General features: G+C 65.5%; 11 protein-coding genes. 6 read left to right on the forward strand and 5 right to left on the reverse strand.

The window, feature by feature from the left end; genetic code table 11:
• Positions 1-14 precede the first annotated feature (14 nt).
• On the forward strand, positions 15-515 hold the full coding sequence (locus ACYQ78_RS35895) for an RNA polymerase sigma factor (protein WP_459805431.1): 501 nt from the start codon (positions 15-17) through the stop codon (positions 513-515).
• A complete protein-coding gene (locus tag ACYQ78_RS35900; RefSeq protein ID WP_459805432.1) occupies positions 508-1,533 on the forward strand; it encodes a hypothetical protein in 1,026 nt (341 codons plus the stop codon). Before ACYQ78_RS35895 ends, ACYQ78_RS35900 begins: the two co-directional genes overlap by 8 nt.
• 120 nt (positions 1,534-1,653) lie before the next feature.
• Here ACYQ78_RS35900 and ACYQ78_RS35905 read toward each other — a convergent pair whose 3' ends face one another.
• Positions 1,654-1,857, reverse strand: coding sequence for a cold-shock protein (locus ACYQ78_RS35905; RefSeq protein WP_061295430.1), 204 nt, complete (start codon positions 1,855-1,857; stop codon positions 1,654-1,656).
• Between the two features lie 395 nt (positions 1,858-2,252).
• Here ACYQ78_RS35905 and ACYQ78_RS35910 point away from each other — a divergent pair, with 395 nt between their 5' ends.
• From ACYQ78_RS35910 to ACYQ78_RS35920, 3 genes are all read left to right on the forward strand, one after another.
• A complete protein-coding gene (locus tag ACYQ78_RS35910) occupies positions 2,253-3,965 on the forward strand; it encodes an NAD-dependent malic enzyme (protein WP_459805433.1) in 1,713 nt (570 codons plus the stop codon).
• Positions 3,962-5,407 (forward strand): class II fumarate hydratase, encoded by a 1,446-nt coding sequence (locus ACYQ78_RS35915; RefSeq protein WP_459805434.1) that lies wholly within the window; start codon positions 3,962-3,964, stop codon positions 5,405-5,407. Before ACYQ78_RS35910 ends, ACYQ78_RS35915 begins: the two co-directional genes overlap by 4 nt.
• A gap of 350 nt (positions 5,408-5,757) precedes the next feature.
• Positions 5,758-6,558, forward strand: a complete 801-nt coding sequence (locus ACYQ78_RS35920; RefSeq protein WP_459805435.1) for a hypothetical protein — start codon at positions 5,758-5,760, stop codon at positions 6,556-6,558.
• A gap of 10 nt (positions 6,559-6,568) precedes the next feature.
• Here ACYQ78_RS35920 and ACYQ78_RS35925 read toward each other — a convergent pair whose 3' ends face one another.
• Complete coding sequence (locus ACYQ78_RS35925; RefSeq protein ID WP_459805436.1) at positions 6,569-7,849, reverse strand: DNA cytosine methyltransferase; 1,281 nt, start codon at positions 7,847-7,849, stop codon at positions 6,569-6,571.
• Positions 7,850-7,944: 95 nt separating this feature from the next.
• On the opposite strand from ACYQ78_RS35925, the gene ACYQ78_RS35930 reads away from it, so the two are divergent.
• The gene (locus ACYQ78_RS35930; protein WP_459805437.1) at positions 7,945-8,442 is read left to right on the forward strand and encodes a very short patch repair endonuclease; all 498 of its coding nucleotides are present in this window, start codon (positions 7,945-7,947) and stop codon (positions 8,440-8,442) included.
• Positions 8,443-8,578: 136 nt separating this feature from the next.
• Here ACYQ78_RS35930 and ACYQ78_RS35935 read toward each other — a convergent pair whose 3' ends face one another.
• From ACYQ78_RS35935 to ACYQ78_RS35945, 3 genes are all read right to left on the reverse strand, one after another.
• Positions 8,579-9,253 carry a protein NO VEIN domain-containing protein gene (locus ACYQ78_RS35935; protein ID WP_459805438.1) on the reverse strand — a complete coding sequence of 225 codons (675 nt, stop codon included), beginning with the start codon at positions 9,251-9,253 and terminating at the stop codon, positions 8,579-8,581.
• Between the two features lie 154 nt (positions 9,254-9,407).
• Positions 9,408-11,231: a DEAD/DEAH box helicase gene (locus ACYQ78_RS35940; RefSeq protein ID WP_459805439.1), complete on the reverse strand. Its 1,824-nt coding sequence runs from the start codon at positions 11,229-11,231 to the stop codon at positions 9,408-9,410.
• Positions 11,224-12,639 carry a hypothetical protein gene (locus tag ACYQ78_RS35945; protein ID WP_459805440.1) on the reverse strand — a complete coding sequence of 472 codons (1,416 nt, stop codon included), beginning with the start codon at positions 12,637-12,639 and terminating at the stop codon, positions 11,224-11,226. The genes ACYQ78_RS35940 and ACYQ78_RS35945 overlap by 8 nt, the downstream gene beginning before the upstream one ends.
• Between the last annotated feature and the right edge of the window lie 59 nt (positions 12,640-12,698).

Genomic DNA, 12,698 nt, shown 5'->3' on the forward strand with positions numbered 1-12,698 from the left:
GGACATAGACGGGTGTGAAGCCGGAGGAGACGTTCACCCGGGTGTTCGACGCCTGCTACGCGAGCGTGCTGCGCTATGCCGCGCGCCGGGTGGGCAGGGACACCGCCGGTGACATCGCGGGCGAGACCTTCGCCGTGGCCTGGCGCAGGTTCGGTGACCGGCCGCCCGACGACGACCTTCTTCCCTGGCTGTACGGAATCGCGCGCCTCCTCATCGCCAACGAGGACCGCCGGGAACGGCGCAGCGGTCGGCTCATGGCCCGGCTGGCGAGTCTCTCCCGGTCCGTCGCGGACGATCACGGAGACGACGTCGCGGGGGTCACGGCGCTCGAAGCGGTGCTCGGCCGGATGTCGGCCACGGACCAGGAGATCCTCCGGCTGATCGGCTGGGAGGACCTGTCCATCTCCCAGGCCGCGGTCGTGCTGGGGTGCTCCCCGGCGACCATGGCCGTCCGGGCCCGGCGCGCCCGGCAACGGTTCCTCGCCGCCCTGCAGAAGGAGACGGGCCATGTCTGAGGACTTCAGTGATGTACGCCGCCTCATGGCCCCCTTCGACCCGGCGCCCCCGGAAAGCTTCGACGGCGCCGCCGACGCCCCGGAGGCCCGCGCGACCCTGCGGCGCATCCTGGCCACCCCGCCGCGACGCGGGCTGACCCGCCGAAGCGTGCTCGCCGTGGCAGGCGTCGCGGCGCTGGCCTCCGACGCGGCCGCGCACACGGAGCTCAGACCCGCCGTGACCGTGGGAATGCTGTCGTACCGGCGGATGGAAGGCGGGTCACCCCTGCCGGGCGGTCTGCCCTCCGCGCGCCCGGCCCTGCTGGAACTCTCGCGGGTGGCCGGGCGGCGACCGGCGGAGGTCAGGCCCGCGGGCGCGCGTTACGACCACATCGTGACGAACACGTGGGGTCTGAACGTCGCCGTCTCGGGCGGGCGGACCTCCACCGCCGTCGTGCCCAGCGTCGTCGAGGTGTGGACCCCCGTCTCGCCCCCCGACCTGGTGCGCCGGGTCGAACGTCCCGGCAGGCCGATCGTCATCGGATATGGGGATGAGACCACGGCCGCCGAGGTCGCCGCCGGGAACTCCCCCTCGGACGAACTCCTCACCGGCGTCACGGTCAGCCCGTCACCGGAGGACCTGCCGCTGGACCCGCCCTCGCTCCGGCGCGCACTCCTGACGGCCGCTCCCCGGCCGGAGAGTTACCTGCTGGTCCAGGCCGTGATCAGGCTCTTCAGTGAACGGTACGTTCCGTCGCGACTCGCCGCCGCCCTGTGGCGGATGCTCGCGGACGAAAGGGATCTGCGTCTCCTCGGCGAGACGACCGACAGGGCGGGCCGGAAGGGGTGGGCGTTCGCTCTGGACGTACCGCTCCGGCTGCCCCGGAGGCTGGTAATGATCATCGATCCGGACTCCGGCCGTCTGATTTCCAGCGAGGAGATCCTCACCGAGGACGCCGGAAAGCTCAATGTGGCCATCCCCGCGGTGATCGGCTACACGCTGTTCCTCGGGCGGAGCCGGGTGCCGTCGGCGCGCTGAAATCAAGCGCCATTTATTTTGGCAAAGAATGGATAATGCGCTCTCAGCGAAATCCATCCCGTACAACGACGAAACGGGCCCGCACCGTGAGGTGCGAACCCGGTTCGGTCTGCCTGTGAATTAGGCGGGAACGATGTTCTCGGCCTGCGGGCCCTTCTGGCCCTGCGTGACGTCGAAGCTCACGCGCTGACCTTCCTGGAGCTCACGGAAGCCCTGGGCAGCGATGTTCGAGTAGTGGGCGAAGACGTCGGCGCCGCCGCCGTCCTGCTGGATGAAGCCGAAGCCCTTTTCCGCGTTGAACCACTTCACGGTACCGGTAGCCATTTTGCAATCTCCTTCGGGGCTTAGCCCGTAAGGCTCGCACTGTGCGAGCCTCGCGTCGCCGCGATGATTACCCCAACCGGAATTGCTCCGGAAATACAAAAGTGCCGCCACCATTCGGATCGGTGAGGCACTTGAAGTCTTTGGGAACCACAACTGCAACTGGCAACGACACTATCACGGTACGCGCAACATTTATAACGGCGGTTCGGAAAAAGCTGGCCTCCGATGCCGGGATCGCCTACGTGGACGGTGTTTTCCGGGCCGACCGCAGGTCCGCGACCCGGCGATCGTGTCCAGACCCGGAAGGAGTCGTGGTGAAACCCTGACTTTGCCGGGCGTGTCGCCGGGCAGTGCCCGGGTGGACGGTGACTTCCACGAGACGGGGGATGGTGACGATGTCACCAGGGAACAGGAAGCCGAGCACGAACCGATCGGCGTTCACCGAGCAGCCCGACGGGGGCTACGTGACGTCCCTGCGGGGTCTGGAGCTGCTGCGGGAGCCGCTGCTGAACAAGGGCACGGCGTTCTCGCCGCAGGAGCGGGCCGAGCTGCTGCTCGACGGGCTGCTCCCGCCGGTGGTCGAGTCGCTCGACGAGCAGGTGCGGCGCTGCTACACGCAGTACCAGGCGCAGCCGACCGACCTGCTGAAGAACGTCTACCTCGAGGCGTTGCGCGACCGGAACGAGACGCTCTACTACCGGCTGCTGGGCGACCATCTGCGCGAGATGCTGCCGGTGGTCTACGACCCGACCGTGGCCGAGGCGATCAAGACGTACAGCCATGAATATCGGCGGCCCCGTGGGGTGTACCTGTCGGTCGACCATCCCGGGGAGATCGCGCGGGCCTTCGAGAACCTCGGGCTGGGGCCCGACGACGTCGACCTCATCGTGGCCTCCGACGCCGAGGAGATCCTCGGCATCGGTGACTGGGGTGTGGGGGGCGGCGCGGGGATCGCGGCCGGGAAGCTGGCCGTCTACACGGCCGCCGCGGGGATCGACCCGGATCGGGTCGTCCCGGTCGCGCTGGACGTCGGCACCGACAACGAGGGGCTGCTCAACGACCCGACCTATGTGGGCAACCGCCATGCGCGGGTGCGCGGCGGGCGCTACGACGACTTCATCGACGCCTACGTCACCACGGTGACCGGGATGTTCCCCGGCGCCATGCTGCACTGGGAGGACTTCGGGCCCTCCAACGCGCGGCGGATCCTGGAGAGGTACACCGGCCGGATCTGCACGTTCAACGACGACATGCAGGGCACCGGTGCGATCGTGCTGGCCGCGATGCTCGGCGCGGTGCGGGTGTCGGGCGTCCCGATGCGCGACCAGCGGATCGTGGTCTTCGGGTCGGGCACCGCCGGGATCGGCATCGCCGACCAGCTCAGAGACGCCATGATCCGGGACGGCCTCGACCACGACACCGCGACCCGGCGCATCTGGCCGATCGACCGGCAGGGTCTGCTGACCGAGGACATGAAGGACCTGCGCGACTTCCAGCGGCCCTACGCCCGCCCGGCCGGCGAGGGCGGCGGGCTGGAGGAGGTCGTCGAGCGGGTCAAGCCGACGATGCTGCTGGGCACCTCGACCGCGCACGGCGCCTTCACCGAGAAGGTCGTCCGGGCGATGGCGGCGGGGGTGGAGCGGCCGGTCATCTTCCCGGTCTCCAACCCGACGGAGCGGATCGAGGCGATGCCCGCCGACCTGCTCACCTGGACCGACGGCCGGGCGCTCATCGCGACCGGGGTGCCGATCGACCCGATCACGTACAAGGGGATCACCTATGTGATCGGCCAGGCCAACAACGCGATGCTCTACCCCGGGCTGGGGCTCGGCGTGGTGGTGTCGCGGGCCCGGCGGGTCAGCCCCGGCATGCTCCAGGCCGCCGCCGAAGCGGTCGGCGGGCTCGTGGACGTCACCCTCCCGGGGGCGTCGCTGCTCCCGCAGGTCGACAACCTCCGCGAGGTCTCCGCGACCGTCGCCGTGGCCGTCGCGAAGCAGGCCGCCGAGGAGCACCTGGCCCGCACCGACCTGCGCGACCCCGTGCAGCAGGTGCAGGAGGCCATGTGGCAGCCGCGCTACCGGCCGGTCCGAGCCGGGGAGCCGCGATGACCACGCACAAGCAGCGCGACATTGCCATCGGGCTCAGGGCGAGGGGCACGCGTACCGAGAGCGACTCGCTGGGCGAGATCCATGTGCCCGCCGACCACTACTGGGGCGCGCAGACCCAGCGGTCGCTGATCCACTTCGACATCGGCGACGACCACATGCCCAAGGCGGTCTACCACGCGTACGGCCACATCAAGAAGGCCGCCGCGATCGTCAACGCCCGCGCCGGGCGGCTGCCGCAGTGGAAGGCCGACGTGATCGGCCGGGTCGCCGACGAGGTGATCGGCGGGAGGCTCGACAGCGAGTTTCCCCTGTACGTCTGGCAGACCGGCTCCGGCACCCAGTCCAACATGAACGTCAACGAGGTCATCTCCAACCGGGCGATCCAGCTCCTCGGGGGCGACCTGGGCAGCAAGGACCCGATCCACCCGAACGACCACGTCAACATGGGCCAGTCGTCCAACGACACCTTCGTCACCGCGATGCACCTGGCCGCCGTGAAGGCCGTCGAGGACGTGCTGCTCCCGGCCGTCGGCCGGCTGCGGGACGCGGCAGCGGCGAAGAGCCGCGAGTGGAACGACGTGGTCAAGATCGGCCGCACCCACCTGGAGGACGCCACCCCGCTGACGGTGGGCCAGGAGTGGTCCGGCTACGTCGCGCAGCTGGACGACGCGATCGAGCACCTGGCCCACACGTCGGAGGGCCTCTACCGCCTGGCCATCGGCGGCACGGCGGTCGGCACCGGCCTGAACGCGCCACCCGGCTTCGCCGGCGAGATGGCGGCCGAACTCGCCGACCTGACCGGCCACCCGTTCGTGAGCGCGCCCAACGCCTTCGCCGCCCAGGCCTCCTGCGACACGCTCGTGCGGGTCTCGGCGGCGATGCGGGCGCTGACGGTCCCGCTGTTCAAGTTCGCCAACGACATGCGCTGGCTGGGGTCGGGCCCGCGTACCGGCCTGCACGAGCTGATCCTGCCCGCCAACGAGCCGGGCTCCTCGATCATGCCGGGGAAGGTGAACCCGACCCAGGCCGAGGCGATGCTGATGGTCTGCATCCAGGTGTCGGCGTTCGACACGGCGGTCTCGGCGGCGGGCGCGGAGGGCAACTTCGAGCTCAACGCCTTCCGCCCGCTGATCATCGACAACGTGCTCCACGCGGCCCGCATCCTGGCCGACATGACCGATCATTTCCGCACGTTCCTCGTCCAGGACGCCAAGCTCGACACCGCGAAACTGAAGGAGAACATCGACCGCTCGATCATGATGGTGACCGCGCTGAGCCCGGAGATCGGCTACGACCGGGCGGCCCGGATAGCCCACCGCGCCCTGGACGAGGACCTGACCCTCAGGGAGGCGGCGCTGAAGTCGGGCGTGAGCGAGTCACTCTTCGACCGCGTGGTCGACCCGGAACGCCTCACCCGACCCGGAACGGCCAATAATAGCTAGTGCGGCAACCAAAACGTCTCTGAATGGACGGCCAGCCCATCAGAATAAAGTTCTGAATTTCCGCAACCTGGACCATTAAAAGCTCCATGCCGCCGCCGTCAGCGGAACCGCTGGCGTACCGGAGCGCCGGTCCCAGCAGGAATTCAATAAATTCACAACCGGACATTCAGGCAGCGGGATGCGAACAAACTCCCTTCACGGCTCCACGGAGACAGATAGCAATTGATGGCCACATCGCGACAATAGCGGACATTGGCAAGATAAGGATACATACGGCACTTGCCAAACACCACAAGAGCTGACAGAGTGCATGGTGTTCAAATCGACGAAGTGAAGCCAGACGGACCAGAATGACTAGCGAATCACCCGCATGGAAAATTTATCCCGCAAGACTTATCGCCAACAGCAGCCGAACCCTGAAAGCCATCTGCGAAGCATCCGAAAGGGTCGTCCACGCCTACGTCCACATCGATGGAACACTGGTTCGCCATGTCCTATCGCCGTCCACATTGAGCAAGATGTGCTACGGCGCCGCCATCCAGAAGCCAAATGGAAAAAAATTGACGGTCCTGCACCTGAGCATCCAAGTACTGATCGAGGGCGATAAAGAAATTCGTCCCTCAGTGGACGCCTATAATCGAGCGACAGAATTCGCCAGAACGGTCACGGCCGCCCATGGAGACCGCAACTTCGATCCGGACAATCAGCGGCATCTCCGGACGGTCGATAGTCTCAGGCAACATCATGCTGCCAGTCTGATCCCCGCCGACCTGATCCATCGGGCGTACGAGAAGGACGACACGGCCGTGACTGCTCTGGCCGCCCTGCTGATCCTGGCAGACGAGATAGTTCTCGCCGACTACTGGTTCAGTCTCCACGTTTCAGGAGATGAGTGGCGCCGGACTCCCATCACCCTTCAGGATGCGTCGAAGATCGCGTACGACCTCGGACGGAAAGCACAAGCTGGCGGGGATACCGACGGCGCCACTTTCTATTACGGCTGGAGCATAGTCGGCCGCAATATGGACGCCGCATATCAGCTCGGCGAGCTTGCCGATCTCTCAGGCAACCGAGATTCAGCCATCCAGCATTTTCGCCGTGCGCACGACTTCGGGCACCCCGCTGGCCTGCAGCGCGCATTAATGCTTTAGTTTGGTCTCACTAACTCACTCTGGACCTGTTCCGGCCGAACTCATCATGGCGCACATGGTCTTCCTGCCCCCTGAACGCCTTGAATTCTCCCAGCCGGTAGGCGACCGCCTCCGCCTCGCCGCGCTTCTCGATGAGGAAATCCCGGCCCAGCATCGCGATACGCTGCTCCACCTCAGCTACATCAAACTGACCGTTCAGCTTCTTGATGATCTGATCCGACGTCAAGTAACTTGATGCGCCCTGGAGTACCCGGTAAACCGGGTCGTGGTCGGCGTCATTTCCCAGATTCCGAGGCACTCCTTCGTGCCGCAGCGCCCTGGCGATGGCCACCCCAATCGCCTTGGCCACCGGCGGAGGGAAAGCATTGCCGATTTGGCGATAAACTGAGGTCTTCCGTCCCATGAATGTCCATTGGAACTCGTCGTCGTCCCAGCCCTGAATTCGCGCCACCATCGCAGTGGTGAGTTTCGGGCCATATTCGGTCATCGGCCGCGACGGCGGATAGGGCGGAGCAGTGTCATGGACGCCATAGGCGTCCACCCCCAGCTTCGCCCAGGCACGTTTTGCCCGCGTCGGCCCGAGATCGGCGCCACCATGCTTCTTCGAGCCGCCAACGATGGTCGGCGCGATGTCATCCGCCTTCTCCGCCCAGCTTGCGGCGCCCGCCCAGCCGTTGGCTTCCATCAACGGAAGGAGCACGTCACCAACAGTGGGCGGCCGACCCGCAGGTTCCGGCCAATGGAAGTAGGCAAAATCCTGAGCTTGCATCGCGACGAGGACGAAGCGTGGGCGCAGCTGCGGCACTCCGTAGTCAGCGGCCTCGAGCAGCTTCCATTCAGCCACATAGCCAAATTCGAACAGGCGATCGAGCACGTGCTGCCGGTAGCCGGCGAAGCGTGGCAGGCTCAGGCCTCGCACGTTCTCGAGTAGCAGCGCACGCGGCCTGAGTACGTCTACCTGCTCAATCGCCCACGCGAACAGATCTCGCTCATCTGCGGCACCCAGTTGCTTACCCGCGATTGTGAACGGAGGACACGGAACACCGCCGGCCAGCAGATCAATAGGGGAACGCCCGCCGGTCGGCGCGTAGTCAGCCGGGTTCCACACGTTTACGTCAGCCACGTCGCCGTGTGCCACTTTCCAGTGGGGACGGTTGTGCAGCAGCGTGTTGACGGCGTTCTGGTCGAGTTCGACGGCGAGCTCATGTTCGAATCCCGCCTTCTCCAACCCTAGGGACTGGCCACCTGCCCCGGCACAGATCTCGATGACCCTTAGTCGCTGGCCGGTCACGTGGACCCCTTCCTTACTCTGGGAACTACAACGGAGAACTTGGCGGCGGTATCTTCTCGGGGAAACCCGAGGCTCGTGATCCCGACGGAATGACTGTGTCTGAAGAGAATCGAATCCACGCCAGGGACCTGGCTCATGAACGGGGGCTCTATCCCCGGCCGCTCAACGAAGGCCGTTCGAGGAACATGCGAGCCAACCGCCGGACGGACACCAAACCAGAGGTCGCCCTCCGCAAGGCTCTGCACGGGCTCGGGTTCCGCTACCGCAAGGATCTCCGCCTGGATCTCGGCCCCGTGAAGGTACGGCCCGACATCGTCTTCACCGCACGGAAAGTCGCCGTCTTCGTTGACGGCTGCTTCTGGCATGTATGCCCGGACCACGGCAGGCAGCCGACGACGAATGAGTGGTATTGGACTCCGAAGCTGCGCCGCAACATGGAGCGCGATCTGGCCGCCAACGAGGCGCTGCACGCTGCCGGATGGCGTGTCGTCCGGCTCTGGGAACACGTCGCCCTGACCGACGCGGTCAGCGAGGTGCTCGCAGCCATCCAGCCCCATCCCGAACATGCGAGCGACAATAGCGATTCCGGCTGACACTTTCCCAGGCTTGGCAGACATCGATCTGAGCCCAGTGGCACCAGCGGCCACAGCGACTCCCGGTTTGTGGCGATCTTCAGCGCCCACCCATGGAGGGTATCCAAAGTCTCAGGTAAAACACCCGTTGCGGCCGCTACTTGGACCAGGATGGTCGTCCTTTGAGCAGATCGTCCGAGGAAGAGATAAGCAGCGGACTGAGAGTCGGCAGTCCAGAAGTGACGGCATCGACGGGCACGTCGAAGCGCACCGATTCCCAGCGTCCGGAATGGACCTGATCTGCGGGCACAGTCTGCTCGATCCACTGCCGGTCGAGGGTTGCCACCGCTGTGAGTTGCAGATCCTGGCTGAGACGAACGATCACGAGTATCCAGCCGGGGTCCCTCCGCATGGTCTCGTACTCGTGCCGTGACAGGTAGATCACAAGACGACCACGCCGCGTGGTGCTCTTCACTTCGAGGTGCGCATCGCCAACGGCGATGTCATACCCGTAACCATCCGACGTCTCAGCCACGTGCCGCACTGGGAGGTCGCTGGAGGCGCGGAGCAGGTCGAGCAACGCCAACTCGCCGGCGTTCCCTACTCGCAGCCGCGTCTCGGCGTCGACCTTGCCCCACGTATCTCTGATGACGGCGAGTGCGTCTTGTGCGCCCAGCCCGATCGCATCCGCGGCCCGGATCACGTCCATGGGCAGTTCCTCAGGACTCGTGACGAGGAGGTCGGCGTCCGGAAGCCATAGAGCGTCCCTGAACGCGGCTTCGATCAAGGAGGCTGGTCCCGCCAAATCACGGACGTTCCCCTCGTCGGTCACCAGCCCAGTCTCTTTGAGCCACCCGAGAGCAGTGGAGTACTGAGTCGGAGTCACATCCGCATACGCACTGTGAGCAGTGAAGAGAGCGCTGGCATGCATCACGTCCGAAAACGAGAGGTGATGCAGCCAGCGTGACGCCGCCCTGAGGACGGGATCAGGAGGAGGAGGCACGGAAATGGCCCATCATCGCCCGGATGTCGTTCTGGTCGAGTCCTCCTCCGACCGCGTCCTCGTCGGCCAGATCAGCTAGCTGCTGCACGGACGGGTCGTCCAGGATCCTGCCCATGAACTGCAACTTGGTCTCCAGCCGCTCAGCGACCACGTCGTCGACGGTTTCCTTACAGGTCAGCACGGTGATCCTCGTCTCAGTCCCAGGCTCAAGCCCAAGGCGATGGATCCGGTCGAGGCTCTGCAGGAAGCGGCCCGCCGCGAAATCACGGTCGACATACACGGCGTCATGACAGTCGTGGTGCAGGCTGATTCCTTCTCCCAGGGTGGCGGGGTTGGAGAGAAGCACCATGCAGTCGGGATCGTTCCGGAAACGAGCGATCTGCTCATCCCTGTCGTCAGTGCCGCCATGGACGAGCGCAGGCGAGAACTCCTTGAGAATCTGCTCGAGCGTCGTCACGCTTCGGACGAAGCCAGACCAGACGAGTGTCTTGCGCCCAGCGGCGGCGTTCGCCGCGACAATGGCCAGCGTCTCCCGGTATTTGGGGGACAACTCGTAACTCGGCAGGTCCCGCATCAGGTCCAGGAGCGGCGAGCCGTCCGGAACCGGAAGGGGCGGCACCTGGTAGGCCAGTGGTTCGTACCGAGTGGTCCCGACGGCTAGGAGGGCGGGGCTGATGGCGGCCATGAGCATGTACATGGTGATCTTGCCCATGGCCTGGAAGTCGTCCTGGGAGACTGCAGCGCGTGCCGAGTGGAAGCCTCGGAGCGCGTCGTAGATCTCCTGGTGCAGGGAGGGCATGCTGACCTCGCGGCGGGTCAGCGTGACGGGCGGCAGCCCGAGCTCGCCCTTGGTCGTGCGGGTGAACAGTGGTTTGAGCACGCGGCTCGCATGAGCCAGATCCCCGCCGCCCACGGCCCTCGCCACGGTCTGACGGCCGTGCCCTGGCCAGACGAAGGAGAACAGGTTCTCCAGGTCCTTGGCGCCGTTCGGCGCCGGAGTGCCGGTAAGGATCAGCCTTCGGCGAGCTCTTGGGCCCAGCGCGAGACAAGCCGATCCGTACGCACCGTTGGCGCCCAGCTTCATGCGGTGGGCCTCATCCAGGATGATCATGGAAGGCTGGCTGCTCAACCATCGGGCGAGGGAGTTGGCAGACGACTGCAGACGCTCGTAGTTGACGATCAGCGCCTCGGCACCCGGGTTGATCGTCCCATCGAGGACGTCCATGCGGAGCGGCTCAGCGAGACAGCCAGCGTTCTCCGTCTGCCAGGACTCATAGCACGACTTGGGCCCCACGATGAGGAGGCGCCGCACGTCACCCGCCTGTCTGAGTGCGTGGAAGACGCCTAAGCCGACGCGCGTCTTCCCTGCTCCTGGCACGGAGAAGTTCGCGCCGTGCCGCAAGGACAGAAGCCGGGCGATGTCCCGGCGCTGGAACTCGGTCAGGTCGCCGAGCCAGCCCGCACCCAGCCGGTCGATGACGGACTCAGGAGGAACCTCGGCATCTGGAGACTGCCCACGGAGCCGGCCGTCGACCGTCTGGGCATCCAGAGCCGTGTCCCTGGCCAGCGTGGCCAGTTGCGGATCCCACCTCACACCAGCGGGATCACGCCAGGTCGCCAGTTCGCCCAGATTCAGGAGCAGGTCGTCGACGTCGAGCTCGGCCGTGGCCGCCGTGCGCTGACCGGCCGTCCGGAACCGGCTGACGAGTTGCCGGAGATCGTCTTCGAACCCCGCGCCTACGCGGAAAAGCGCTCTGGTCGCCGAGTCGCCGAAGGCGATTTCAAGGCTGGGAACCGGCTCACTCATGGTTCATGTCAGCGATGGAGAGGAGCCAAGCGGCACCGTCGCCCGGCTCGGGGAACGACCGGGACACCTGCCTGGCCAGCTTCTCCAGGGATTCACGCAGCCGGACCACGGCGTCGTCGAATGCTGGTTCGTCGAGTGCCTTCTTGGCACGCGCCTCGGCGAGATCCCCGACGCAGAGATCGATGAAATCGCAGGCGTCAGACAACCGCTCGGGGGCTGCCAGCTTCTTCTGCCGGAGCGTGCCATCGCGCCCTGCCTGCGGGAGCGCCTTTTCGAATGAATCCCGCACTGCGGTGATGACTTTCGCCGCCTGGTTCGCCTGACTGATGTCTGAGCTCTCAGTAGCGAATGACGTGGTGGCCTGGGCCTTGAGGATCTGGTCAGTGAGCGTGCGTGCCGCTTTGGTCGCGGGTGCGAAGCCGGGGACCACCACGTCGGTCAGGCCAGGGATGCTGACGGAGTTAGAAGACTCAACTGGTGGGCGGGCAAAGTCGGGAAGCTTCTGGTTCAGGTACTTCGTGTGGAAGTCGCCCTGCACATGGCGAAGGTCCGTCTTGGCGAATTTGAGGACCACCATCGCGAGACGGGACTCTTTGAGCGCCTCAGCAGCGTCCTTGTCGGTTGCGGCGAGCTTGCTGTAAGCCCGGTGTATCTCCCGGAGCTTCTCCTGATGGTCTTCGAAGTCCACCAGGCGGAGCTTGGCGCCTTCTTCAGTCTCGCTTCGATCGATGGCATCGAGAATGACGGCGTAGACCCACCGGTCTTCTTCGAGCGTCTTTGTTCTGATATGGAAGTCGCGGGCGACCTCCTCCACACGACGTCCAGACCTGATCTGCTCATCGACCGCGATCAAACGATTGATGTATGAGTAGTCGCGCTTGTGCTCTTTGCGGAGCTGAAGCGACATCTCAACTGTATTGATGTCATCCCAAGTGGAGGAGTCGGGCAGCACTCCCACCCGGATGTACTTCTCACCCAGATCCCGCAGGGCCGCACAACGGGTGTTTCCGTTGACGAGAATGCCCTCGTACGTGATGATTCCAGGGTCCTTCTGGCCAAAGGACTCCAGGCTGTCACGGAGGTCCTCAAACTCACGATCTGTCTTGTCAGGGTGAGCAGGGTCGCATCTGAGCAGCGTGGCCAGATAGTCCTGACTCGACGCCCCCCAGGGGTCGTTGTCGAGCAAGCGGTCGCGGACCGGATCGAGTGTGCGCTGCGCCCGGATGCGGTGCGTGTCGGGGTTGAAGTAGAGCAGGCCGACAGGCATGGAGATGACGTAGAGGTGTTTGGGCTGGCCACGCCACTCGATGGAGATCTTCTCGCCATCTGCGGCGGCCGCTTCCCTGAGACGCTCGTTGATCATGGCGCGGGTCTCTTCGGCCTGCGGGGGAACCCCGTACGTGACCATTCTCTGCTGCTCCCTGTCGTCATCAGTCGCTCGGCATAGATCGTGCCAGGACTCACCGA

The organism is Herbidospora sp. RD11066 (assembly GCF_054661255.1).

Coding starts and splice junctions, on each gene's coding strand:
- ACYQ78_RS35900 (WP_459805432.1), top strand. CDS start 508: ATGTCTGAGGACTTCAGTGATGTACGCCGCCTCATGGCCCCCTTCGAC.
- ACYQ78_RS35905 (WP_061295430.1), bottom strand. CDS start 1,857: ATGGCTACCGGTACCGTGAAGTGGTTCAACGCGGAAAAGGGCTTCGGC.
- ACYQ78_RS35910 (WP_459805433.1), top strand. CDS start 2,253: ATGTCACCAGGGAACAGGAAGCCGAGCACGAACCGATCGGCGTTCACC.
- ACYQ78_RS35915 (WP_459805434.1), top strand. CDS start 3,962: ATGACCACGCACAAGCAGCGCGACATTGCCATCGGGCTCAGGGCGAGG.
- ACYQ78_RS35920 (WP_459805435.1), top strand. CDS start 5,758: ATGACTAGCGAATCACCCGCATGGAAAATTTATCCCGCAAGACTTATC.
- ACYQ78_RS35940 (WP_459805439.1), bottom strand. CDS start 11,231: ATGAGTGAGCCGGTTCCCAGCCTTGAAATCGCCTTCGGCGACTCGGCG.
- ACYQ78_RS35945 (WP_459805440.1), bottom strand. CDS start 12,639: ATGGTCACGTACGGGGTTCCCCCGCAGGCCGAAGAGACCCGCGCCATG.